Origin of the sequence: Candidatus Vicinibacter affinis, from assembly GCA_016714365.1 — a bacterium.
GTDB lineage: Bacteria > Bacteroidota > Bacteroidia > Chitinophagales > Saprospiraceae > Vicinibacter > Vicinibacter affinis.
On the sequence record JADJNH010000005.1, the window covers coordinates 1,709,330 to 1,735,364 of the forward strand.

Below are 26,035 nucleotides of genomic sequence, written 5' to 3' on the forward strand. Positions count from 1 at the left end.
TTATTTGACCAATGTCACATCACCATAAAGCTGTTTTAATTCTCCATCTACAAAACGCACAGTAGCCACATAGACAAACACCGCAGGATTCAATTCATTGTTACGGAAAGTGCCGTCCCATCCATGTGCGGGATTATTTGGTGGAAAGTCGTGGCCTTCAAAAACCAATTCACCCCATCGATCATAAATTTGTAAAACTTCAATTTCTTCGAGGGCAGGATTTCCATAAATGGTAAATTTATCATTGATACCATCTCCATTGGGCGAAAACACATTTGGCACCCATACCTTTTTTTCAATTCGGATATTTATGTTGATGTAGGCTGTGCGCGTACATCCGAATTCATCAATAACCATTACTTCATACCGTGTGTTTTCTTTTGGTGAAACAACCACTGCACTGCAGGAATCACAGGAAATATATTGCGCCGGACTCCACAAGAATTTAGGATTGGCAGCATTCGTCGATGCCGACAATCGAACAGAGCTGCCATATAAAATCGTAGAGTCTGTAATGTTCAGATTAATGTCAGGATCCGGTAATTGGTCTACCTGCAAAATAGTATCTATCCAACAATTGTTTGCATCCAAAATTCTCAATTTGTACAAGCCACTTTTTAGTGCGCGAATGGTATCAGATGATTGTCCATTATCCCATATAAAACGATAGGGTCTGACTCCACCGGCGGAACTACCAAATGCAACTCCACCATGCAGGTCATCACAACCCGCAGGAGTGGCACCACCATCAATCAGCATTGGAGGTGGTTCATTGAGAAATATAGAATCTACTATCGGACAATTATTTTTATCCCGTACTTCAACTTTTATCCAACCTTTACCAAGACTCTGTGCGGTGTCACCGGTTGCACCATTTTTCCAAAAGTATGAGTAAGCAGGCGTGCCTCCCTTTACTTCAATTTTAACTGCGCCATCTTTGGCACCGAAACAACTGACCGCGTAGCCGTTGTAATCTAAGATAATGGAAGCCAGAGAAGACAATGAATCCGGCTGGGTAATTACAATGCTGTCCGTTGCTACGCATCCAAATGGATCACTGAGTTGCACCCAATAAGTTCCAATGCCAAGTCCTGTTAATCTTGCACTGGTATCTGCAAAATTTTGCCAACGATAAGACCAGGAAGCTGCTGAGCCAATTCCAATGGCTTCAATGGAGGCATTGGCGTCTCCATGACATTTGATGCTGTCCAGCATCTTTAAATCTGCATCCAGTCGATACAATTCCACAAATACGGTATCATAAAATTCACAGGACTGATATTTTTCAACTTTGAGCAACAGTGTATCCCAAACAGTCATACCTGTGGTGACATTTCCGGGAAATTGATATTGTGAATAGGATGAATTCAAAGAAGACAACCTATCAGGATGCAACCATTGATATTTGTAAGAGCCAATGGAATCAAAACCAATTTGTATGTTTCGGTCAAAGCATATTCTATGGATCTGGCTTTCACCAAAAATTTTGGCAGGACTTAACAGGATGGTGTCTCCATTGCACAGACATGGATTGTCAAGTGGATGAATGGCGGCGATCATTCTGCATGAATAATTACCCGGCACTTCATATTTCCAATGAATCCAAATGCTGTCGCTGGAAGTGATGCGGGCTCCGGGAATTTTATCAGAAGAGATGAATACATCGGTTGAATCCAATACCCCGTTGTTGTTTTGATCAAAATAGAATTTAATCAGGTAGTCAATTTTTCCGGTGAAAGGTGATTTATTCTGAATGAGATAATCCACTTCCAATTGTTCGTTTCCTCCAGGTAGAAATTGAGCACGCACATCTGATTGCAAAATGTATAAAATAGGACTGAGCGGAATGTCTTTGTAATCCCATTCCTGAACATGCAGCAACTGGTCGCACTCACCACCGGATGCCTGTGAGCAGCTTACCTTCTTTGGTGAATTGAGTATTAATTTGAAATCAGTAGTCTTGCAGTGTTCGATGCAAGTTCGTTCCAGTTCCAGTTCAAACACCACAGAATCTCCTTTTGCCACAGGACCTTGTACAGGCACTTCTACTGATTCCATTCCATCGAGATAATAAAATCCTGCACCGGTAGTTGGCACATGGCGGATGGCTTTAAAACTACCCGGAAGAAAACTCAATTCTTTTGCATAAACGAAGTATACTTTTTGTGGAAGGGAATTGACGATTGCATCTTTCGAATACAACACCACCCTGGTTTTAAATTTGTCTCCACAGGCGCTGTCCGCGTCAAAGCTGATGCTCGCATCATACAAGTCTTGCAGCGTCTGTCCTTGCGGATTGAAGCGGAAGGGTGTGGAACTCACTACCGGTGATTTATTGTACTCATTACAGACATTGGTGTGAAAACTGTAGAAGCTCAAAGATTGTCCATCTTCCAAAGCACAATCACCGGTAAAATCCAAATGCACGAGGTATTGATTTTGGTTGATGCGATAAAAACCCGGAAATCCTAGAGGAAATAATTTATCGGACATTTCCCAGTAATATTCATTTGGATTGGCTGTCGTCAGTGGCGGTGGAAGCAAACGGAAACTGTCCTTAGGATATTCAAGATATGCTTGTTGCAAATTCAGTCCATTCGGTTTTGTAAAATGAAATCGATTGTTAAAACTATGCCCCAATCCCGAATTGTACACCAACACAGAATAATTAAAACTGTCGCAAGCCTGCGAAAACGTATCGAGAGGTTGTTTAATTAATTCCAATCTGATACTGGCATCTTCGGGTTCATAATTGAGCACAGAACGGTGCACATATTCTTTGCAGGTTCCGGAAATATTCAAAAAGTCATTTGGATAGCCTGCACAGGAATTTCCTGAATATATGATCAAAGAATCTGCATGGCAATCGTTGAATCTGGTAAATAATTTAAAATTCCGCGAACTGTAAATGGTATCTAGTTTGAATACCATATTCTGTGGATTAAGAACAAGCGGAATATGTCTGGTCGCCATACCCAGACTGTCGTATTCTATCAAACTGTCTACTAAAATTTGGCCGGAAGAATTTTCTGCCAACAGCCAGAGGTTTTTATAAGTAAAATAATTGGATGGTTTCGCTGTAGTGGTTTTTGAACTTAGGTTGAAAGGCCAAATGATCAGGGTGTCTTTTAGTATTTGTTTACGAATTTCTGTAAACGCAGGCTCAACTCCTGAAACATTAATGGCATACTTGGTTTCATTGTATAAATCCTTGTGCAGGTTCTGATCAGGAAGATGGAGATTGTATTTGAATTTTTTAAAAACCCGGATGGTGTCTGTAAGAGAAACATAACATTCCGGTTGTAAATCAAACCACAGTTGGTGCTGAAACAATTCAAAGTCCTGATTCAAATTAAATTGATCAAACTGGATCATAGTATAGCCCGCACTGTCCCATACAAATGGTGCTAAATAACTGGTGTCATAGGCTAGATTCAATGGCGAGGGAACGCGGAATACCTTTGCATAATTAGGTGCATTGTTTAGGAATTTGAAAAATGGAGGGATCACAATTTTAACCTGATCAATGAGATAAGTATTCCTGAACTCATTGATGAATGGGTCCGGATTTTCAGGATAATTTCCATATGTATCCAGAGAAGTTTCTAAGCGGAAATTACCACAGACAGATAAGTATGGCGAACTGCCTCTGAAATTTGGATCTTTGTAGTAATCTTGTCGAAGAAAAGTGCTGCCCACAGATGGTTTGCCGGAAAATGTATTGATGGTGACCGGTTTTTGTACCTGCATGTTGCATCCATCCTGTGCATAAGTAAGGTCTGCATAGACGGTTGATTTTAACCATTGTGTAATTTCAAATGGATTGATCACACCCTTCAGCACAAATACGATGGAATCCCTGGTGCTTAAACTACCATTCAGACAAGTTCCGAATAATGCGGATAAATTAAGCTGTCTTAAAAAATAATGATAATAATTATTGGTGGCCTGGCTATAAAAATCCGCACCAAGTGGATTGATGCATGTGGACCAACGGTTGGTTTCGCCATCAAAATATTTTAAGGTATCTGTAAGCCAGGTAACCTGCTTTATAGTATCGTATTTTCCATTGATGTAATAAATCAATGGGGCAATAGCTAATTTGAAAAGTATATTTGAAAAATTGGCATTGCATAATACTTCCACCGGGATGTACATAAGAAAAGTATCTTGGGTGAAGAAGTAATTATGATTGAGTGAGTCAAAATTAGGATTGACTTTTATGGTTTTAGTTGAATCAGTAAAGCCTACAGTCAATCTTTTAAAAGTGATGTCTCCAATAACCAATTGTCCGGGAGAATTTACGCCAATGACAGTAGTGTCACAGACGACCGGGAAAGCTGGTGTGGATCCACAATACAGCGGTATTTTCTGATAGCAACCGTCTCCACAAAAATAATCTGCTTCAATGCGAATGTTGTATCTGGGTCCACCGCTTCCCAAACAAAAAGTACAATTGGTATTTACGCCACCCGAACCTGAGGAAGGATCACAATGGAATTTCAAAGGAATACCGACTATAAAATTACTCGTGTCTGCAGTTAAATAAATGACATTCGCATTTTTTCTATAAGGGGTAGGGTTTCCATTAATGGTGATGATGGTTCCGGGTAATAATTCTACGGATGGAGGAAGTGTAATCCTCACGCTTGCACTGTCCCGTGTACATTCATCTAAAAAATGATATTGATTTTTATAAAGATAAAATTGGATGGTGTCCTTCTCTTCATCCACATAAACACTCTGAAATCTTAAAGTCGAAACACTGGGTTGATACCAGTAATAACTTTGATTGTACACATATCCTTCATAGGTTCCGGGTTTGTCACAGTAGTTGTTAAACCCTGCTTCTAATTTCATGGTGCGTCGATCAAAAACCTGACCGTCACAATCAAAATTCAGGCATGAGGGATCTAAGGAATATTTTATTTTAAAATCCAGAGTATCATTTGGTCTTAGATCATCGTAATATCCATCGCCGTCCAGATCATCTAATCCGCCGGGACCATCTGGATCTGTAGTAAGTCTTCTGAAATCCAGTCCGTATCCGGTGAATCCAATTTGTGTGATGGGGATCAGTTTTCCCGAAATTCTTATTTCAGTAATTTTGAGACAATCATCTTTAAGCGGAGCGGTGTATTGACCATTTTGAATCAGTGACCAGCCCAGATTAATATATAGATCAAACATACTATTTCCCAATTCAAAAGAACCTTTGTTGGAATAGTTGGATATACGGAGATTTGATTCACCCCGTTTGCAAGGGGTTGCAAATTTTTGTGTATCCTGAACGACAACCAAGGTCGGCGTTCCGACCGGGACCAATAAGTTGACATTTTCCTGTACAGAAAATTCGCATTTCAATTTGCCACAGGAAACTAAAAATTTATGATTGATTTTGAATTCTGTTTCACAGGCATTGAGATTTACTTCCTGAATGATCACCATCGATTCTCCCCGTTCAAAAAATTCATTGAAATTTCCAATTTGTGTAAAATCAGACGGATTAAAAAACAAGGTATCGCCCGAGGAACTTAGTTGACCAAGATTTGAATTCAAAATGGTCATTTTGTCATTTCCTACCACAAAAATGGTGAAGGAATCCAGGGCCACCTGACCTATGTTCACAATGGAGTATTTCTTCTTAAATTTTTTGTCGACTTCATCGTAATACAATCCAAGGTTTGCAATGCTGATTTGTGGACTGTAAATCTGGGTAAGCTGTTTGTTGGTTGCTAAATTAATTCCATTCCAAATGAATTGTGTGTAAAAGCTATCTGCATGACTTTTTGCGGAACAGACATGATCCATCCAAAATTGAAAACTGGTCGTCTCACAAATGTCTAGAAAGGACAATTGAAATTGTGGACCCGATGGATGTTGGGCATTTTTGAGCGAGACCTGATTTCCACTTAAACTGTTAGGGCGAAAAGTAAAATGATTATTTGCAAAAAATTGAATATCTGCATTCCTTACGGGTGTTTTGCCTTCATTGGTAATGCGAATTTCTACCGGGAGGCCCTGGCATTGCTCTGTATTGAGTGGCAGCGACATGCTGATTGAAATCTGGCCTGAGAGTTTAAGCCAGAAGACGCAGAGGAGGAAGCTAAAATAGAGGCTTTTGTTCATGGCATGTAAAATTAATACATTTACGCCATGTCAGGTTTTTTTATGAAAAACAATCTAAAGTTAGAATTACGGCTCAACCTGCTCTTTTGTAATTCAACCAACTGGTTTTGAGATAAGAGGTAGGATCTTCCTAAATGGAAGTATTTCAGATTCGATTTCAATAGGTACTAATCCAGGCTCAAGAGGCAAAGAATTATTCTTTCTTCTGAATAGCTATCCATCGGTTCACTTTATTTTCCAAAACTTTGATCGGCAGACAACCAGCTTCCAGAATCTGATTGTGGAAACTTTTGAAATCAAAATTATTTCCCAACTCTTTCTGAGCTTTTTCTCTAAGTTCTATGATCTTAAGTTGGCCTATTTTATAGGAAAGGGCCTGTCCCGGAATGGCCATGTAGCGCTCAATCTCTGCAATGATGCTCTCTTCCGGTTCTGCTTCATTGGATTTGGAATATTCTATGGCTTGCTCTCTGGTCCAACCTTTGACGTGTATTCCAACATCCACCACCAAGCGAATGGCACGATGCATCTCGCTGCTCAGCATACCGAAATATTGGTAAGGATCCGTGTACAGTCCAAGTTCCTTTCCCAGACTTTCGCAATACAATGCCCAGCCTTCTCCATACACACCATACCAGGAAAATTTTCTAAAATCAGGGAGCAGTGAATTTTCTTGCTGAAGTGATATCTGATAGTGATGTCCTGGAATAGCCTCGTGTAGAAAAAGAGCTTCTCCTCCTAAAACATTGTAAGTGGCTACATTCGGAATAGGTACATAAAATATACCGGGTCTGCTGCCATCGGCAGTGCCCTGCTGATATTCTGCGCTGGCTGATGCTTCTCTGAAAGCTTCCGTACGTCTGATTTCAAATCTGGATTTTGGAACCAGATCAAACATTTTTTTGAGTTGTGGTTGCATCACTTTTTCCAATCCCGCATACCACGAAATCACTTCCTCCGGTTTTTGGAAAGGCATAAACTTTTTATCCGTCCGCATAAAATCAAAGAACCCATTCAAGTCACCTTTAAACCCAACTGCCGTTTTTACTTTTTCCATTTCACTGCGAATCCGGGCTACCTCCTTTTCACCCAAGGAAAAAATCTCCTCCGCAGTCATATCCGTCGTAGTCCAATATTTAATCAGTTGCTGGTAACGTTCTTTTCCTCCCGGAATTTCTGAATAACCGTAAGAGCTTCTACCTTTTGGTAAGTATTCTTTCTCGTAGAAATCAGCCATTTTACTGAATGCCGGGACTAATTTTTCCATGATGGCTTTCTTAAAGTCTTCCTTAATTCTGGTCTGTTCTTCTGCAGTAAAAGAGGAAGGCATATTTTTAACAGGACCGTAATAAAGACTTTTCTCAGGGTCCGTTACCACAAGTTCTTTAAACTGAGGGATGATTTTAAGGATCAGAGATTTTGGCAGGACATAACCTTTCTCCATTCCTGTGCGGGTAGAAACAAGGGCAGAATCGCACCACATTACGAATCTATCGATCCGGTGCAACCAGTTGTCATAATCTTTGACGGTTTTAAACGGTTGCGTGCCGCTGCCGGAACCAAACTGGCCGAAAGTCAATGGTAAGCTCCAGAATTGATTGACCGGCATGTAATGATCGGGAAATTCAAGACCTGATAATCTGATGTCACATTCCCAATTGAGTATATCGTAACTGATGCGATCATTGGCATCCATTTTTTCAGGATCATAACCGGCCAATTTTTTCTTCAGGCCAACAAAATAATTCTTGAGCTCTCTGCGAAATCCTTCTGTAACATCCAACGTAAGCAAATCATTAAAACCCTCTGCTCCCTGGATAGTAGCCTCCATCGGAAAGAAATGATGCTGGTCCTGATGATATTGCGCCACAAGATCCTTGAAGGGTAGGGCAGGAGTGTCATTTTGTTTTTCCTTAGGTCCGCAGGACAAAAATGATGTAAGGATGCAGGTTAAAAGAATGTGTTTCATTTTAAATGAAATTGTGTGATTTTTAAAGTTGGAAAGTATTCAAATGGATACCGTTTAATACAATGGTACAAATCTACGAATAATTTCGTACATTGAGACAATCTCTTTTTATAAAATATTTATTTAGAAAAAATTACCAGTAGTGAGGTTAGCAGCGGAGTGAAATTTTGAATGCTAATCCTGCTGTAATTTTAATTGGTACCGAAAAAATATAGTGGTTATTTCTCGAGGCGTCTATTAAAATACTTCATTGAGAAACTGGATCATGTGCTTCCAACTTCTTTTATCGGCCTTTTCATTGTAGGCAGCACCTCCTGTGGGGTCATTTCCAGCGGAAGGATCAGTGAAGGCATGCACCGCATCGGCGTAATAAATCATTTGCCAGTCAGCTTTGGCTTGCTTCATTTCGTTCTGGAAGGCGGCAATATCTGCATCCGGTATGTAAAAATCATTGGCGCCATGACAAACCAATACTTTCGGATTAATCTGCTGTATTTTTCTGGTGGTATCTCTTCCAAGGCCTCCATGAAAACTGACCACACCTTTGATGTTCATATTTTCTCTGGCTGCATTTAAGGCACCGGTTCCTCCAAAACAATATCCCATTACCACAATTTTTGATGGGTCAGCACCGGATTTTATCAATTGTTCCAATGCCAGTTTTATCCGACGATTGTAGGCATCTGTATTGGTCTTGTAAAAAGTTGCATTGGTAATTGCCTCGCTTCTGTTTTTTGGATAATTACCCTCTCCATAAATATCTGCAATAAAGCAATAGTAACCCATGTCGCTTATTTTGAGGGCAGTTTCTTTGGCATGTTTATCTATTCCCATCCAGGCGGGAAGAATTAGGATTCCTGCTTTTTGTTTGCTTTGTTTTTTTGGACGGGATGAAAGGCCGTTTAGTGTTTGCTTTTCATCTTTATATTTCACAGGTTTCAATTGGCCAAATGAGTTAATACCTAAAGTCATTGTTATTATGGAGACTAAAAGTGAATTTTGGATATTCATGAATTAATATATTACAAAGATTTATAATTCTAAAATAGGGTTAAAACAAAATATTAAGCGACAAAATTAATATTTTTATACTACAATTTTCAATATTAAAATATTTTAATTTAATATTTATTATATTTTTTTATTTAATTTAATATAAGTCAGGTATTATTTTTTTTGTTAGTAAAAAATCGGGTTTAATTTTAATGCATTTAAATCCAATTTTATGTGGTATTTATGAATTTAGATAATGGTAATTCATTTTTCAAAATCAAGGAGTTTTAAGCTTGTAAGAATAACAAGAATTGTTACTCCTACATCAGCTGAAATTGCAAAAACCAAATTACTATATCCAGTAAAAGCCATTGCTATAAAAATCAATTTAACCGCTATTGCCCCGATGGTGTTGAATTTTATTCTTTTCAATGTTTTTTTACTTAAACGAATGAGAAATGGAATGAGTGAAAGCTTGTCGTTCATCAATGCTATGTTCGCGGTTTCTATTGCTGTGTCGCTACCTGCTGCTCCCATTGCTATGCCTACGGTGGATTGTGCTAAAGCTGGTGCATCGTTTATGCCATCGCCTACCATTGCTACGAATTTATACTGCAATAAAAGTTCTTTGATTTTGTCGGCTTTGTTTTCGGGTAACATATTTCCGAATATTTTTTTGATTCCTACTTGTTCTGCTACAAATTTTGCTGCGTTGCTGTGGTCGCCCGTGAGCATTACTGGTTCAATATTCAATGTTCTAATTTCTTTTAATGCTGCCGCACTATCAGGTTTAATTTCGTCCATCAATCCAATAATTCCTGCCACACCTTTACCAAAACTCACCACCACACTTGTCTTACCTTGTGATGCAAGTTGCTCTACAATTTTTTCAGCTTCGTTGTCGCTGTATTGATGTTCTTTTATAAATTCCAACTTGCCCACATAAATTGTTTTGTCCTCACATACCAAACATTTTGCTGTTGCTCCTTTGCCCAATACACTTTTAAATGCTTCGGTTTTGTGTGGTTCAAATCCTTCCTTTTTACTTGCATCAACAATAGCTTGTGCTAATGGATGTTCACTGAAAATTTCTGCTCCTGAGGTGCATGCCAAAAGTTCTTCTCGGCTTGTTCCGTTCAACGGAAAAATATCTGAAACAATCGGGTTGCCAAAAGTGATGGTTCGTGTTTTGTCTAACGCAATTGCTTTGATGTTTGCAAGGGCTTCAATGTATTTTCCACCTTTTACCAATGCTCCTTTTGCTGATGCATTTCCGATTGCTGCATAGATTGCTACAGGGGTAGAGATAACCAATGCACAGGGACAAGCGATTACTAAAAGTGTAATTGCTTGTTGCAACCAATGGTTAAAATCTAATTGCATTGCAAATACAGGAATTACGAAAACCAAAATTGCCATTGCAATAATGGAAGGTGTGTAATACTTTGAAAATTTCTGAATGAATTTTTGTGTTTCGCTTTTGTTGGCTGATGCTTCAAAGGTGAGGCGAATGATTTTTGAAAAAGTAGTGTCAATAGAAAGCTTTGTTGTTTCTAATTCTATGAAACCATTTTTGTTTAGTGTTCCTGCAAAAAGATTATCGCCTTTGTGTTTGTCTTTTGGAATGGGTTCGCCTGTAATGGCTGCTTCATCAACACTGGTTTCGCCTGAAATTATTTTTCCGTCAAGGGGTATCATTTCACCTGGTTTTATTTGAATGATTGTTCCGACTGAAATTTTATCAATTGAAAAAAAATCATTCTGTGCTTTTACAAATGCAGTTTTGGGTGCTTTGCTCACCAATTCATCTAATGACGATTTTGAATTTTCTATTCCAATATCTTCTAAGCGTTCACCTAAAACATACAACACTATTACAACTGCTGCTTCGGGATATTCGCCTAAATAAAATGCTCCGATAACTGCAATGGTCATTAGTAAATTGATACTACTGAATTGGAGTTTGAAGATTGCTTTTACTCCGTTCCACAAAACATTTTTGCCAATGCTGAGAATAAAAGCAGCAAAGACTAAAGGTGCATATGGCATTGGTATGTTTATGCCGAGAATGGAGAGGATTTCTAACGTAACTACTATAGCAATTGTAGAAAGAAGAATGAGGAATTTTTTATCTTTTAACGGTAAGTTCATTTTTTCAATGGATTTTAATAATGGCCAATATATCTTCAGATTTGTTAATTTGTTTAAATGGAGAAAATTGTACATCGCTACTATTAACAACAGGAAATATTTGTTTAAGAGATTTTAAAATTACAACTAGATATCTGATAAATATGTCCGATGATTTCTAGAATGTTAATTATTTTTATACCGAAGGGCAACTTTTTCCAGTACAAATAAGAATTTGTAAATAGGTATGGTTGCCCAAGTATGTAAAAACATTTTAAAATTTGCCAAAAAAGCTGCAAGCGAACTTTGGAATTAACAATTAGAGCTTCTATTGGAGCTTTTTTATAAATCTTTGTTAACTCAAAAGTTACTGAAGCGCTAAATTTCATTGTTAGAAATTTCAATGTGCATGCGCTTCGCCTTTGTTGTTCATTTTAGCCAAAATAAAAAATGCTCCATTGACTACAACTTTGCTTTTGATTGGAATTTCTTTGAGCAAGTTAATTTCGCTATAACCTACATCGGATTTTCCTTTACGAACAGGGATTTTTTCGAAAGTTGTTCCTTCTTCTTTGTTGTGTTCGCCTTCTTTATGCTGACTTTCTTTCTCTCCATGTTCATGTTCATCGTGTTTGTGTTCGGCTGTTTCAGTTTCGCTATGGTGTTCTTCTTCCTTGTGAGCATCTGTAACAATAAAAATATAGTCCTGCCCCTCGTGGCTTACAATGGCGTTGGTTGGCACTGCATCTACGGTGGCATTCTCTAAACTTACCAATGCAGTTATGCTCATTCCGTCAATCAATCCTTGTTTGTTTCCTTTTACCATTGCATGAACCGAAATAGCCTTGGTGTTTAGCTCAAAAGTATTGCTGATTGCATAAACCTCGGCATCGTATTCTTTGCCGGGGTTATTAGTGAGTGTAAAATGTATGATTTGTCCGACTTTTATTTTTTGTAAATCCTTTTCATATACATACAAATCAAGATGTAGTTGGCTGTTGTCCACAATTTCCACAATGGGATTATTACCATCAACATAGCTTCCGATGTTTACCTTCACATTACTTATACTTCCATTTATTGGGCTTACAATGCTTACTGTAGTTTTAATGTTTTCGCTTGTCAGCGAGTTGGTATTTATGCCAATTAACTGTAATTGTTTTTGCAAACTTGCTTTTCTGGCTTTAATTGTTTTTAATTCTGCATCTGCTGACTGTAAATTTTTCAAAGCTCCAGCATTGCCCTGTTGCATTTCTTTTTGTCGGGCAAATTCTAATTGCGCCAATTCTGCTTTTGAAGATATGCTTAAGAATTCTTCTTGCATGGTAATAAATGTATTGTTGGATATGGTAGCAATTACCTGTCCTTTTCTTACTGAATTTCCTGTTTGTACTAAAATTGAATTAATTATTCCGCCAAGAAAAGCTGTTGCATTTGCCCTGTTTTGATTTGGAACTTTTAAAATTCCGTTGGCTTTGAGTGAAGCGGTGAGTTGCTTTTTTTCGATACTACCAAGTTCAATTTTTATGGATTTCATTTGGTCGGCTGTAAGCATTGCTTTGTTGGGGCTTTCGTGTTCGTCATGAAATTCTTTTTCTCCAACGTGTGTATGTCCATCTTTTTCAGAATGAGTGTGGCAGGAGGTTAGAATTATAACATTTGTTAAAATCGATATTATAAATTTTATATTTTTCATTATGAAGAGTTATTTATTGATTAAGAAATTGATTTTAATAATAGTTTGGTTTAATTGATTAACCGATTGCAGATAATTTAATTGTATATCGGTGGCGGTTTGAAGGGCTTGCAAGTATTCAATATAACCAATTTCGCCACTTTTAAAACTAACTTTGGCGGTGCTAATAATAATTTCGGCATTAGTTAATGCGGTTGATTTAAAGTAATTGTATTGAGACAAATTTTGATTATATTGCAGAAATGCGCTTTGCAATTGATTTTGTAAGATCAGCTTTCCGTTATCAGCTTCCAATTGTAAAGCCCGCTGTTTGTATTCAAGAGATTTTATTTTGGAGGCATTGCTAAAGAAGGTAAGTGGAACACTTAAGCCTACGTTCAAGCCCTGAAATCGTTTACTGCCGTTAAAGTAAACGTCACTGCCATGTAAGGTTTGAGTGCCGATTAAGGATTGGTTAAAATAACCCAAATTAAAATCAGGCAACGTAGCTGCCACTTCAACTTTTTTGTTTTGCTCCGCAATGATGGCTCGTTGAAACAATTCTTTAATCAATGGATTATTTGAAATGAGCGTTGTGTCAATCGAAGTAGTTAAATGTAGTGGTTGCAAATTTTCACTAATTTTAATTGTAAATTCTTCGCTTTTGTTCAACAGCATTTTGAGCGAATTATATGCTGTTGCATAGTCAGTTTCGTTTTGTTTGATAAGCAAGAAAAATTGCTCCCGTTTGGTTTCTGCTGTGGTTTTCTCCAACAAATTTGCTGCGCCTGATTTGTAACGCAAGGCAGAAGCACTCACAAATTCGTCATACAATTTGTCTATAGATAGCAAGTGAATTTTTATTTGCTGTAAATATTGCAAATGATAAAACCAGTATTGCACCTGTGCTTTTATATCGTTTACGGTTGCTTGCTGTTTTAATTCGCTACTTTGCAATTCAGCTTTATACAAACCTGATTTCGCAGTATAATATGTTGGGAATGGAATGGTTTGCGAAATCTGAAATGCTCTGTCTTGATTGATGCTGTTGTATTGCCCTAACTGAAAATTGACATTTGTTTTAGGTAATTCAAATACCGATTTTTTCACGGTAGTGGATGACAGTACATTGAGTTGTTGTGCTTGAATTTCCAAATTGTTACTCAATGCTATTCTGATTGCCTCTTCAATTGAAATGGTTTTTGCAGTCTGTGTTTGACCATTTACCGTATTTAAAGAAAGTATTACAAAAATTAAGATGCTTACAGTCGAAATCTTGATATTGACTTTCCTTTTTGTTGAGAAGATCAAATAAAGCAAAGGCAATACAAACATCGTTAAGAAAGTAGCCGTTAGCAAGCCTCCTATCACAACAGTTGCCAGTGGTTTTTGCACTTCTGCACCTGCGCCGTGTGATAAAGCCATTGGTAGAAAACCAAGTGAGGCAACCGTTGCCGTCATTAAAACGGGGCGTAAACGAATTTTTGTTCCTTCCTTGATTCTTTCCAAAACATCTGTCATGCCGTCTTTTTCCAATTGATTGAAAGTTCCGATTAACACTATACCGTTTAGTACAGCTACTCCAAACAAAGCAATAAATCCTATACCTGCTGAAATACTGAATGGCATATCACGAATTAGTAAGGCGAACACACCACCTATAGCACTCATTGGTATTGCGGTATATATTAACGTGGCTTGTTTAACAGAACTAAAAGTAAAATAGAGCAGCATAAAAATGAGAGTCAAGGCGATTGGTAATGCAATCATCAAGCGGTTACTTGCTGCTTGTAAGTTTTCAAACGTACCTCCATAAGTGTAATAATAGCCCTCGGGAAGTTTTACTCTGGCATTAAGTTCCTTTTGAATATTGGTAACAACACTCTCTACATCTCTGCCTTTTATATTAAAGCCTACTACAATTCTTCGTTTGCCATCTTCACGACTAATTTGTGCGGGACCCAATTCCATTTTGATTTCAGCAACTTGAGATAATGGTATTTGTGTTCCATTGATAGTTGGAATATACAAGTGACTCACATCGTCAATGTTGTTGCGGTGAGTGCTGTCTAAGCGAACAACCAAATCAAATTTTCGTTCGTTTTCATACACAACACCTGCACTTCCTCCAGCGAAGGAAGTAGAAACAATGTGATTGATGTCCTCAATGTTTAATCCATAATTGGCAATTTGCGAACGGTTGTATTTGATTACGATTTGTGGTAAACCTGCAACCCTTTCAACGCTTGGTTCTGTTGCGCCATCCACACTTTGTACAACTGCATTTACCATATTGGCATAGCTTAAAAGTGTGTCCATATTTTCACCGAAGATTTTAACGGCAACATCTTGTCGAATACCTGTCATTAGTTCGTTGAACCTCATTTGTATAGGTTGATTTTTTTCAAAGAAAACGCCAGGAATTGTGTTGAGTTTTTCTTCAATTTCTTCTGCCAGCGCATCATACGAAATATCGAGTTTCCATTCGCTTTGTGGTTTTAGAATTATCATCATGTCCGTGGCTTCAGGCGGCATTGGGTCAGTTGGAACTTCGGCTGCTCCTGTTTTTCCAACTACCATTTTTACTTCATCAAATTCTTTTATTATTCGGGATGCTTGCATAGAAGTTTCTAAACTTTGTGAAAGTGATGTGCCTTGCGGCAAAATACAATGAAATGCAAAATCACCTTCCTGTAAAGTAGGAATAAATTCACCTCCCATTCTTGAAAATAGAAATACGGAAAATGTGAATACACCAACGGTAGCTATTACAATAACTTTTTTGAAAAAGATTGCTTTTTCTAATAGAGGTGTATAAAGGTGCTGCAAAAAGTTCATCATTCTATCACTCAATGTTTGCTTGTGCGAAATGTTTTTAGAAAGAAACGCTGCACACATCATTGGAATATAGGTAAGTGATAAAATCAAAGCTCCAACAATTGCGAAAGATACAGTTTGAGCCATTGGGCTAAACATTTTACCCTCAATTCCGACTAAAGTAAGTATGGGGATGTAAACAATTAGAATAATTATCTCACCAAACGCAGCACTGCTACGGATTTTCGAAGCAGAAATAAAAACTTCATTGTCCATTTCCGTTTGAGAAAGTTTGCCAATTGCATTTCGCATTCCTAAATGGTGTAAAGTTGCTTCTACTATTATTACTGCGCCATCCACAATCAAACCAAAGTCAATTGCTCCCAAGCTCATCAGATTTGCACTTACATCAAACACATTCATCATTCCCAAGGCAAACAGCATTGATAATGGAATGGCGGAAGCAACAATCAGACCTGCACGAAGATTTCCAAGAAACAAAACGAGAACAAAAATTACAATCAAAGCCCCTTCAATCAGGTTTTTTTCTACTGTTGAAATGGCACGGTTTACCAAATCTGTTCTATCTAAATATGGTTCTATAACTATGTCTTTTGGTAATGATTTTTGAATGTTTACCATTTTATCCTTAATTCGACCAACCACATCAGCACTATTTGCGCCTTTTAGCATCATTACCACTCCACCTACTGCATCCACCTCACCGTTGTATGTCATTGCACCATATCTTACAGCGCTTCCTAAATGTACTTCTGCAACATCTTTTATTAAAATGGGTATTCCATTTGGATTTGATTTTACCAAAATGTTTTTAATGTCGTCAAATGAACCAATCAAACCCACACCACGAATAAAATAAGCATTAGGTTTTTTGTCAATGTAGGCCCCGCCTGTATTTTCGTTATTTTTTTCTAAAGCTTTAAAAATTTCGGGAATGGTTATACCCATTGCAACTAAACGATCTGGGTTTATGGCAACTTCATATTGTTTCATTTGTCCGCCAAAACTGTTTACCTCTGCAATTCCCGGAGTTCCATAAAGTTGGCGGGCAACAATCCAATCTTGCATTGTCCGCAAATCCATAGCTGTGTATTTGCTTTCACTATTTTTTATTGGGTGAATGATATATTGATAAACTTCACCCAAACCTGTGCTAACTGGTGCTAATTCGGGTGTTCCAACCCCTTTAGGTATTTTACTTTCCGCTTCCTTGAGTCTTTCATTTATCAATTGGCGAGCAAAATAAATGTCTACTTTGTCATCAAATACGACAGTAATTACCGACAGCCCAAAACGAGAAATGCTCCTAAGTTCTTCCAAATCGGGTATGTTGGCAATACTTTGCTCAATGGGGTAAGTTACCAACTGTTCTACCTCTTGTCCAGCAAGGGTGGGGCAAACTGTAATGATTTGCACCTGATTGTTGGTGATGTCGGGAACTGCATCGATAGGCAGTTTTGTTGCACTCCACACTCCCCAGATTATAAGAGAAAGTGTCATTAAAGAGATGATAAACTTATTTTTTATGCTGAACGCAATTATATTATCTAACATTTGTTTGACCAGTTTAATGAATAATTACAAAATAACTTTCGCTGAATGAACAACGTAAGTAGTATTTATTGTCATGCCTAAGCACAACAATGGAAATCCATTAACTGATTTTGGGAGGTTGCCAGATTGATATATATACCTCCGGAATGAAGTTGGTGGGATAAAATGAAAAGACTTTATTATCTTCTTGAACCCTGGGTAATAAAAAATAACTATGGAATTGGAAGTCAACGAAATGTCCACAACATGCACAAATGCAAAATGGTGTGCAGTGGTCTGAAGAGCTATTGTGGTCAGAATGATCAGAAGTTGGAAGAAACGAGGTGTCAGTAGAAATAAATCTTCCCTCTATATCATCAGCGCATGGCATAATTGATAATGCCATAAGATAAAAACTGAAGATGTAGATCAATATTCTTTTCACTAGGCAAATATACAAAATTATACTCACTTTGAATTAATCGTGGAATTTATTGAATTTATTGTTACGCCTTACAATTTTTAATTCTTTTGGGCTTAACAAATTAATTTGAAGATTATGTAATTTGTAATAACTAATAATTGTCAAACACCTTGACTAATAGTCAAAAAAAGTTAAGCCAGAAGAGGAGATTTTGTATTCCAATATACAACCATTTTTAAGTAATAAATTTTTAGGCTTGAATATCTGTTTATTTACAATCGCAACCACGATCATTGCCATCTGAAACTACACCAAGCAAACACACTGTTTTGCCATTGAATTTTCCTTCCCGATATCCTCTTTGTTTACAATATTCCTGGCAGGTGGCATCGCAAGCGGAACCGGTATTATTGCTCGAATTTCCGGTAGCGCACGAACAACAACAATCTGATAAGGCAATCGCCCATAATAGTTGTGTTTCAGTACCGACGATGAAAGTATGTGCTTCAATTGAATTCAACGAAGTTAAAGGTACATTACTGAAATTGTTAAAATTGAATGCCGCAACTTTTGACTTATCTGCTCTTGTTGCGTCCAGACAAGGGGCATAAGGGGCCAGTGCAGTGGATGCTGTATTCAAATGTGCTGAAATTACAGAGGCCACGGCAGCGGGCATGGGAACAGGCATGCACTGCTGAGCGGAAGCCCATGCTTGCGCTGCGCCAAGATGTACTCCTGCAACAAATAAAGCAATTGGTTGAACACCATTGTCACATTTAAATGGAGCACGACTTATTGCGGTTTGTAATTCTTTTATAATAATTTCTATTTCCCTGCTGATCGTTGCAGAGGACATGGTTCTTAATTCACTTTCAAGTTTTCTGAGTTTGAAGAGGTCATAGTTTAAACAGTTTTCATAATCTTTAAAAACATCCAACGCTGTCCGTAAATGTGCTTGCATGGCTGATATCCCAATTGCTGTAGGAAAGGCTGGCTCTGTAGCGCTTCTTCCCCATGCAGACCCCAGAAGTTGACTGGCGTAATAGAATGTGGATAGTTCAAATCTGCAATACAGTTTATTTTCGTGAGTTCTATTTGATGGGCCTGAGTTGTTGGGTTTCCTTGTCCAAGTTTGATTTCCCCATGTGATGGTTTGCAGGTCGGAAGAAACGTTTGCATAAGTATTCCAGGCTGTTGCGAATATCTGACCGGAAGAATACCAATATCCGGAAGAACTTCCGTTTGAAAATTTGAACTCCAGATTTTTTCCTGTTTGACTAATACTTGCAACATTTGCCTGATCGCTGTTGACATACCAAGTGCCACTGATGTCACCATAATTCATGGTGGGATTGCGTGTCCAGTTTTGGTTATTCCAGGTGATGGTGTTTCCGTCAGCAGACAAATTTGCATAGGCATTCCAGTCAGATGCATAAATTTGACCGGATTGAGTAAAATATCCTTTTGACTGGTTACCTGAATAACTAAAATTTAAATATTGTTGGTTTTGCGTAATTAAGCAGGGAGCATCTGCTTGTCCATTTATATACCACGTGCCTGCCAGTTGTGGATAAGTCTGAGCAAAAATGTGCTGGAATGAAATCAGCACAACCAACAAAATAAGTGATTTAGAAAATAGATTCATGGTCTTTTTTTATTCAAGGAATGACAAAAGTTACCACCACATAAGAATGCGCTTCGATCTACACTTCCACAAAGTACAATTATTTAAGTAATTGAATCAATTTACTTGTATAATCTAGACATCAATCTCCGTTTGAATTGATCATATATAGGTTGGGAATGAAAGTAATTAATTAGTTGACCAAAAACTTTCCACAGCTAATTTTCTCTTTTCCATAAAGCATCACTGAATACAATCCACTTTTTAGATTCGTCCTTTCCAATGATATTTGTTTGGTACCGAAGCCTGAATTTATTTTTTCTGAATAAACCATTTTGCCCATTGCATCATAAATTTCCAATTGAGCATAAATTCCTCTTGAAGGGATTTCTATATTGAAGTTCCCATTATTCGGGTTGGGGGTGATTACCAGCTGATCTGCAGGTGAATTAAATTCTATCGTACCTGTGGTTTCTATTTCTCCTACCTTCATTCCATTTCCAAAACTGCTGACCCACATTTCATTTAGTTTATACGGATTGAAAAACACTCGTTCAGGTTGTCTGAAAGGGTAGGAAGTAACCAACCTCCAATTGGGTAAATCATTATTCATGTCATCATTGACCCAGAGCCCCTGCGTTTCTGTAGTCAGATAAGCCTGTGTAAGTTTTTTGGGATTGAAAGTAATGGAAGTCACACGATCAAATTGTATGCCGGTTAGTTTGGTCCAATTTGCCCCCCTGTCTTTTGTTTTGTACAATCCTCCCAGGCCGTTCGGCGCACCGCCCCATCCGCTGAAAACGCAGACATACCAGGTGTTTTGGTCAGGATCATTGGGGTCTATCACAATGTCTTTTGTCCAATAATTCATGGAAGCATTGCCCACATCTTTCCAGGTATTTGTCATAGGGTCGTACAAGAATACTCCGGAGCTTGCAGTAAATGCGCCTGATGAATTTCTCCTTCCGGAAAAGGTGCATACCATTTTGCCATCTTTAAGTACGGCAATTGCTGCAGGATGCCCTTCAGTGCGTGCTGGGTTGGGAAGTTTGGTCCAGGTGGACGCAACCAGATTATTCAGATTGTTGGTCATGTAAATGCCACCCTGCTGATTGCCTGGTGTTCCTCCGTAATGGATGACGGAAGCATACATTCTGTTTTTGTTGTTCGGATCTTTAGCCAACCAAAACACAGGATGATTAAATACCCGAAGATTGTTCCAGCTTACACCACGATCCATGGAATAAATAATTTTTCCATTGGCATCATTTGCATCGAGCTGTGCATCAGCAAGTCGGGTACTTTGATACATGTCATGGATGTTGGAGCAAGCACCAAACAATATGCCATCTGCTGATTCTTCCAGACGGTAAAGTGAGTTGACTGAAAAACCGCTGTACTGATATCCCCAACTGTTTCCCGCATTGGTACTTCTGATACCACCAATGTCGCTAAAGCATGCGATCATATTATTCTCATCTTGCCAGCTCACCTGCCAGCAGGTGGTGTTTTCCAGACCGATGCTGTGGTAGGCTTTATTTTTGGGGGTAGAACTTCCTGCAGGATGTTCATCTGCCGCATGTACGTATGCTTGACGCCAATTATTACCTCCATCGCTGCTGAGTTGTACGTTGCTGTAATTGGTAAACATCACTTTTCCTGAATTGAAAGGCGCTACAGTAATGCCGAAACAGGTTTCACTCCAGCTCCAGTTTTTATCGCCTCCAAAACCTTCCCATCCGGTGACGATGTTTGCATTATTGGTGGTGTTGAATTTTTTTGACCAGTTGGATCCGCCATTGGTGGATTGGAATACCAGTGGAACGCCCAAAGCATTGTCATGACCACCCAGATAAATCGTATCCACATCATTTGATGCCATGGCCGCATACATAAGATAGTCGTTGGAGAAATTAATTCCGGTTGATTTTGCTGTCCAGGTTCCACTCGCATTTTCCATGGTGTAAACTCCTTTCCCAAATCCTGAATAATCCCAGGGCATTACCCCGTTGTACACATCTCCTGAACTCGCTGTGATGCATACGAACCTGGTTGTGCCTGCTTCCTTACCTCCTGCAAATGACCAGATCAATTGACCGTTAGGCAATCCTTTGTTGGGCATGAGGCCAAAGCTGGTTCCGCCATTTGTAGAAAACACAATGCCTTCGTTGGTTCCGATGTAAATATTCAGACCGTCAAAAAATACACCACCCATGATCAGGCCTGCTCCATTGCTGGCTGCATGTCTTACCAGCTTCAGAGTGCTTCCGCCATCGTTGGTGATTAAAATATCACCATAGGCACCAATGAGGACTTGTTGTGGATTTTGGTAATTTGCTTTCATGGTATAGACATTGCCATAAGTGTTCACATTGTATGCGCTGATGGGTAGCCAGGTATTTCCACCATCGGTAGTTTTAACCGGAAATCCGCTGTTTCCATCGTTAAAATTGCTGTAGGCAATTTTAGGATCTTTGGTAAATTCATAAGTGGAGGTATTGAACACCTGCAGTTTGGTAAAATCAATTTGGTCATAGTGTCTTCCAAAATCTGTGCTGTGAAAAAGTGTGCTCAGATCACAGCTCACATAAAACTCGTTGTCATTTGCCGGATTAATTGTCGGAAAGAAAAGAGCTCCACCGCCCCCTATGCCTCGTGGTGCAAAACTTTTAGGCTGTGCATGAATATTCAATCCGAGGAGTGAAAATAGAAGTACGGAGAAAATCAGTTGTATTGTTTTCATTTATTTGTTTGATGCATGAATGGAAAATAATAAATAATCCGGATTAAAGCCGAATATACAGACTTTGAATACTATTTAGACAGTTCAGGGAAAATTAGATTAGATCGGTCTATTTAATACAGACCTGATTCGAAGAAGAATTGCTGCCTGCAGAGAATAATTAATTAAGGCAATATTTTATCTTAGAAAATATTCAGAAAATAATTTTATCATAATTTCTTTTGCCACATTTTCAGTTTGTATTCTTCATACGAATACTGCAGTTCGTAGCTGTCAGGAACTTCATCCAAATAACTGAAGTAAGTCACTAATTTGGTACCCGCGGGCATTTTATCCAATTCTGTTTTCACATAAAGGGAATATTCTTCATAAAGTTTTTTACTCCATGCCTGACTGTCATCCATTCTGCCTGTGTGATCGAGATGCTCATGAAATGAATTAAAAAAATAAAAGGCATCATAGTCACCAAATGAAATGGATGTGATGTTGGAGTGGATAAAATCAATTTTTGTTAAATCATGTTTTTTGGCTAGCCGGATGGCAATGTTATTCAGATGACTCCTTTGTTCCACACCAATATAAAAAGCATCGGTGCAGGCAGATCCGATCATACAAAATTTTCCTGCACCCGAACCAATGTCCAGTATTTTAGTTTCTTGGTGGTCTGCAAGGTAGGTTGCAGCAAGTTTGGCAATTTTGATTGGGGTGAAATGAAATTCCGAGTCGGCCTGAATTTGTTTTGGGAACATCATGTCGAACTCACGATCTTCTATTTCTTCATTACGACTGATTGCTTTAAACAAATTCTTAAAGTGTGAAGTAGACCAATCCCAATATTGGGGACTGAGAGAAACATTTGGAAAGGCGTTTTTGTTGTAGATAAGTTCTGAGGGGGCCTTCTTTTTGGTAAATTGTTTTAGAAGTTTATGAATGGCTTAAAGTAGTGGTTTGCCAAAACAAAGTAACTTATCTAATGTCTGTTTTTTGGGGACGGCTCATTAAAAATTAAGCATGCTCACCAAGTTTCGTGTTCTTTAGCTAATAGGATGAATTTGGGCACAGACTGGTTGTCCTTTTTCATTTTGGCATGGGTGTCAAAATTTTTAAAATTATTAGTAAATTTAGTTTGGATTAAAAATTAAATCTGTATATATTTGCTCAAACACATCTCATGTGTTTCCCTGATATTCATTTCAATTCAGCTTTTATAATAGCTATCCATGCAATATTTAACGATAAATTCTGAATGGTAACCCATAGAAGGCCTACCCCCTTACAATTGCTTAAATAAAATCAGTGGAGTCCAGATCCCACTTTAAAAAAAAACGGAGCCACATTAATAATCTGCAAATGATGAAAACAAAACAATTACGCTACACTCATTATTTCTTGTCTTTGATTTTACTAATTTCTACGTTCAGTCAAGACGCTTGGACACAGTCTGTTCGGCGGCAATGTGTCTCAAGTTATGGATCGATAAGTCATAGTGACTTTCAAACCATCCAACAGACAGCTGGTCAATGTTTCAATACGACAAATCATTTTGACGAGCATTTTGTTTTATGTCAAGGGTTTCAGCAATCGGCATCGGTTTATATTCAGCATTTTGGGTCACCGGATTTAGCGAAGACTGCCATAAAAGTCTTTCCTAATCCAGCCAGTTATTCCATCTCCTTAAGTTCAGAAAACGAAGTTGGACCAACACTTATACAAATTATGAATCTGACCGGAAATATTTATTATTCAGAATTGCTAAATGGGTTAAAGTCTCATGTTATTCCATGTGATAAATGGCCTCAGGGCATTTATTTGATTAAAATCCTGGATGCACATCAAAATATTCAAACATTCAAACTAATGATTGCTAAACAATAAAAATTACATCAAATGAAAAATATAATTATACTAATTTGCTTTTTTGGTGTTCAGTTGGTTTCAACAGCCCAATCTTCCATTACCATAGAAGCCGCTCAACTCATTACCAAATTCAAATTTAAGGACAGCGATAAAATAAAACTGAACAAAGAGTATACAGGTATTTTTACCAATTCTTATGGTGTGGGGTATCGATATGATTTAAACAATGGCCTGCTGTTTCGCTTGGGATTAAGCATGAGAAATGGTGGTGCTAATCTGAATTATGATGATAGTGAATATTCCTGGCGGTTAAAATATTTTGAACCGAAATTAGGGATAGGTTACTTGTACAAAATAAACAAAATAAGCCCATATCTTATGGTGTTTGGCTATTTTGGATATTTAGTGCAGGGATCCCAAATTCTAAATAATGAACACTTCAATATTATAGAATCTGAGCAACTTAAGCGTTCAGATTTTGGGCTCAATTTTTCACCCGGCGTGGATATAGTACTCCATGATCGCATATCTACCAATATAGAATTTAACTATCTGCTTGGACTTTCAAATCTTGAAAAAGATACCGATCAGAAATCAAGCAATACGGCTCTTGGTCTTACACTTGGGCTTTCATTTTCAATTTCTAAATAACATTTATAAATTACTGTCTTATGAAAAAGATATTTCAATTCATTTATATCAGCACGTTTCTCCTTTTGGGATTAGTTGAAAAAAGCATTGCCCAACAAATCGGAGACCTGAACGGAATTTATTATCAAGCCGTAGCCATTGATGAAAACGGAAAGGAAATCGTAGGCATGGACATTGAAGGCAAACCACTATATAATAAAACTATTGGGGTCCGTTTTTCCATTACCAAAGGATTAAATGGTGCTGTTCAGTGGGAAGAAACCCACATTACCAACACGGACAAATATGGTTTATTCACTTTGATTATCGGTAAAGGAAATCGCAGTGCAAGTAGCTTGTTTACCAGATTACTTGACATTCCTTGGATTGATGCGGATCAATTTTTAAAAGTAGAAATTTCCACTAAAAATGACAGTATTTACAAACTGGTAAGTAATCAACAATTTATGTCTGTTCCTTATGCATTTTATACAGACGATATAGCCGATGATGCCATTACGACCAACAAAATATTGGATCTCACGATACAGAATCAGGACATAGCGAATGGAACCATTGATCTTACAAGTAAAGTGACCAATGTACTTCCTGTCAAAAATGGTGGAACAGGAGATGCTACCTTAACCAATAATAGTCTGCTTCTTGGCAAAGGCACCAATCCTGTTCAAGCTTTAGGTCAGGCTACAAATGGTCAAATTCCAATTGGTGCAACAGGATCTGGTCCTGTACTGGCTAATATTACAGCCGGTAAAGGTGTCATTGTGACCAATGGTCCCGGGAGTATAGAAATTGCGACAGGCGGAACTTCTACCGGTGCGATGAATATTGGCATTATCAGTACTGGTCAAAGCTTTTTATCACCACCGATTACAGTCCCGGGTGTAAGTCTTGGAAATATTATCGTCGCTTCTCTGGATACGGATTTAAAGGGATGTTTTATTTCGGCATACGTCTCCGCACAAAATACCATTAGAATTGCAATTTTTAATCCATCTTTTTCAGCTGTTTCATTTGGTATGGCTAATGTGAAAATCTGGGTAGTGCAATAAATTTTATATTTCACATAAAAACAGGAAAATCGCAAATCTTACTGAGGATAAGATTTGCGATTTTTTTTTGAAGCCATATAAATGGTCAAGTCAAAAATTTGGGACGAAACCGCTTTGGTGGACCCCGTCATTCGCTAAAGTTGTCCTAAATTCCGGTTTATGATCATTGTTCTTTTTTGTCTTAATACAAAAAAGAACCAAAAAAAATCAAGGCTGTTTTCATTTCTTAACGCTAAAACTGATTTAAAAAGCTAAACAAAATAAACTCGCCTTAATCAGCCATTATAGCTCTCGGACTTACTGTCATTATTTTATCAACTTATCAGCCAAGCGAGCTCAAACAGTATTTTGTTTTTAACGCTTTTAAAATCAGTTTTAGCTAAAATGAAAAAGGCCGATCTGAATTTCTCATTCGATAAC

The 26,035-nt window shown here is 38.0% G+C and carries 13 protein-coding genes; 4 read left to right on the forward strand and 9 right to left on the reverse strand.

Features of this window, described 5'->3' with window-relative positions:
* The 6 genes from IPJ53_06800 to IPJ53_06825 form a co-directional block, all read right to left on the reverse strand.
* A complete protein-coding gene (locus tag IPJ53_06800) occupies positions 1-6,129 on the reverse strand; it encodes a gliding motility-associated C-terminal domain-containing protein (GenBank protein ID MBK7798800.1) in 6,129 nt (2,042 codons plus the stop codon).
* Positions 6,130-6,322: 193 nt separating this feature from the next.
* The gene (locus IPJ53_06805) at positions 6,323-8,098 is read right to left on the reverse strand and encodes a DUF885 domain-containing protein (protein MBK7798801.1); all 1,776 of its coding nucleotides are present in this window, start codon (positions 8,096-8,098) and stop codon (positions 6,323-6,325) included.
* 237 nt (positions 8,099-8,335) lie between these two features.
* Complete coding sequence (locus IPJ53_06810) at positions 8,336-9,109, reverse strand: dienelactone hydrolase family protein (GenBank protein MBK7798802.1); 774 nt, start codon at positions 9,107-9,109, stop codon at positions 8,336-8,338.
* Between the two features lie 246 nt (positions 9,110-9,355).
* Entirely contained in the window at positions 9,356-11,242 is a 1,887-nt protein-coding gene (locus IPJ53_06815; protein ID MBK7798803.1) for a cation-translocating P-type ATPase, read from the reverse strand.
* A 379-nt stretch (positions 11,243-11,621) separates the two neighbouring features.
* Complete coding sequence (locus tag IPJ53_06820) at positions 11,622-12,917, reverse strand: efflux RND transporter periplasmic adaptor subunit (GenBank protein MBK7798804.1); 1,296 nt, start codon at positions 12,915-12,917, stop codon at positions 11,622-11,624.
* 9 nt (positions 12,918-12,926) lie between these two features.
* Positions 12,927-17,288: a CusA/CzcA family heavy metal efflux RND transporter gene (locus IPJ53_06825; protein ID MBK7798805.1), complete on the reverse strand. Its 4,362-nt coding sequence runs from the start codon at positions 17,286-17,288 to the stop codon at positions 12,927-12,929.
* Between the two features lie 165 nt (positions 17,289-17,453).
* Between IPJ53_06825 and IPJ53_06830 the strand changes: the two genes are divergently transcribed.
* Positions 17,454-17,621 carry a hypothetical protein gene (locus IPJ53_06830; GenBank protein MBK7798806.1) on the forward strand — a complete coding sequence of 56 codons (168 nt, stop codon included), beginning with the start codon at positions 17,454-17,456 and terminating at the stop codon, positions 17,619-17,621.
* Positions 17,622-17,959: 338 nt separating this feature from the next.
* On the opposite strand, the gene IPJ53_06835 is transcribed toward IPJ53_06830, so the two are convergent.
* The 3 genes from IPJ53_06835 to IPJ53_06845 form a co-directional block, all read right to left on the reverse strand.
* Positions 17,960-19,336, reverse strand: coding sequence for a hypothetical protein (locus tag IPJ53_06835; GenBank protein ID MBK7798807.1), 1,377 nt, complete (start codon positions 19,334-19,336; stop codon positions 17,960-17,962).
* A 172-nt stretch (positions 19,337-19,508) separates the two neighbouring features.
* Positions 19,509-22,058 (reverse strand): T9SS type A sorting domain-containing protein, encoded by a 2,550-nt coding sequence (locus tag IPJ53_06840; GenBank protein ID MBK7798808.1) that lies wholly within the window; start codon positions 22,056-22,058, stop codon positions 19,509-19,511.
* 209 nt (positions 22,059-22,267) lie between these two features.
* A complete protein-coding gene (locus tag IPJ53_06845; protein ID MBK7798809.1) occupies positions 22,268-22,861 on the reverse strand; it encodes a class I SAM-dependent methyltransferase in 594 nt (197 codons plus the stop codon).
* Between the two features lie 547 nt (positions 22,862-23,408).
* Here IPJ53_06845 and IPJ53_06850 point away from each other — a divergent pair.
* Genes IPJ53_06850 through IPJ53_06860 form a run of 3 tightly spaced genes read left to right on the forward strand, consistent with a single transcriptional unit; the run spans position 23,409 to position 25,615 of the window.
* Positions 23,409-23,933, forward strand: coding sequence for a T9SS type A sorting domain-containing protein (locus IPJ53_06850; GenBank protein MBK7798810.1), 525 nt, complete (start codon positions 23,409-23,411; stop codon positions 23,931-23,933).
* 12 nt (positions 23,934-23,945) lie between these two features.
* On the forward strand, positions 23,946-24,566 hold the full coding sequence (locus tag IPJ53_06855; protein MBK7798811.1) for a porin family protein: 621 nt from the start codon (positions 23,946-23,948) through the stop codon (positions 24,564-24,566).
* Between the two features lie 20 nt (positions 24,567-24,586).
* A complete protein-coding gene (locus IPJ53_06860; protein ID MBK7798812.1) occupies positions 24,587-25,615 on the forward strand; it encodes a hypothetical protein in 1,029 nt (342 codons plus the stop codon).
* The last annotated feature ends 420 nt before the right edge of the window (positions 25,616-26,035 follow it).

What these genes read in the sequence shown, in the direction of transcription:
- IPJ53_06825 (MBK7798805.1), bottom strand. Translation starts at nt 17,288, where the DNA reads ATGTTAGATAATATAATTGCGTTCAGCATAAAAAATAAGTTTATCATC.
- IPJ53_06830 (MBK7798806.1), top strand. Translation starts at nt 17,454, where the DNA reads ATGAAAAGACTTTATTATCTTCTTGAACCCTGGGTAATAAAAAATAAC.
- IPJ53_06835 (MBK7798807.1), bottom strand. Translation starts at nt 19,336, where the DNA reads ATGAATCTATTTTCTAAATCACTTATTTTGTTGGTTGTGCTGATTTCA.
- IPJ53_06810 (MBK7798802.1), bottom strand. Translation starts at nt 9,109, where the DNA reads ATGAATATCCAAAATTCACTTTTAGTCTCCATAATAACAATGACTTTA.
- IPJ53_06840 (MBK7798808.1), bottom strand. Translation starts at nt 22,058, where the DNA reads ATGAAAACAATACAACTGATTTTCTCCGTACTTCTATTTTCACTCCTC.
- IPJ53_06855 (MBK7798811.1), top strand. Translation starts at nt 23,946, where the DNA reads ATGAAAAATATAATTATACTAATTTGCTTTTTTGGTGTTCAGTTGGTT.
- IPJ53_06815 (MBK7798803.1), bottom strand. Translation starts at nt 11,242, where the DNA reads ATGAACTTACCGTTAAAAGATAAAAAATTCCTCATTCTTCTTTCTACA.
- IPJ53_06805 (MBK7798801.1), bottom strand. Translation starts at nt 8,098, where the DNA reads ATGAAACACATTCTTTTAACCTGCATCCTTACATCATTTTTGTCCTGC.
- IPJ53_06850 (MBK7798810.1), top strand. Translation starts at nt 23,409, where the DNA reads ATGATGAAAACAAAACAATTACGCTACACTCATTATTTCTTGTCTTTG.
- IPJ53_06800 (MBK7798800.1), bottom strand. Translation starts at nt 6,129, where the DNA reads ATGAACAAAAGCCTCTATTTTAGCTTCCTCCTCTGCGTCTTCTGGCTT.
- IPJ53_06820 (MBK7798804.1), bottom strand. Translation starts at nt 12,917, where the DNA reads ATGAAAAATATAAAATTTATAATATCGATTTTAACAAATGTTATAATT.
- IPJ53_06860 (MBK7798812.1), top strand. Translation starts at nt 24,587, where the DNA reads ATGAAAAAGATATTTCAATTCATTTATATCAGCACGTTTCTCCTTTTG.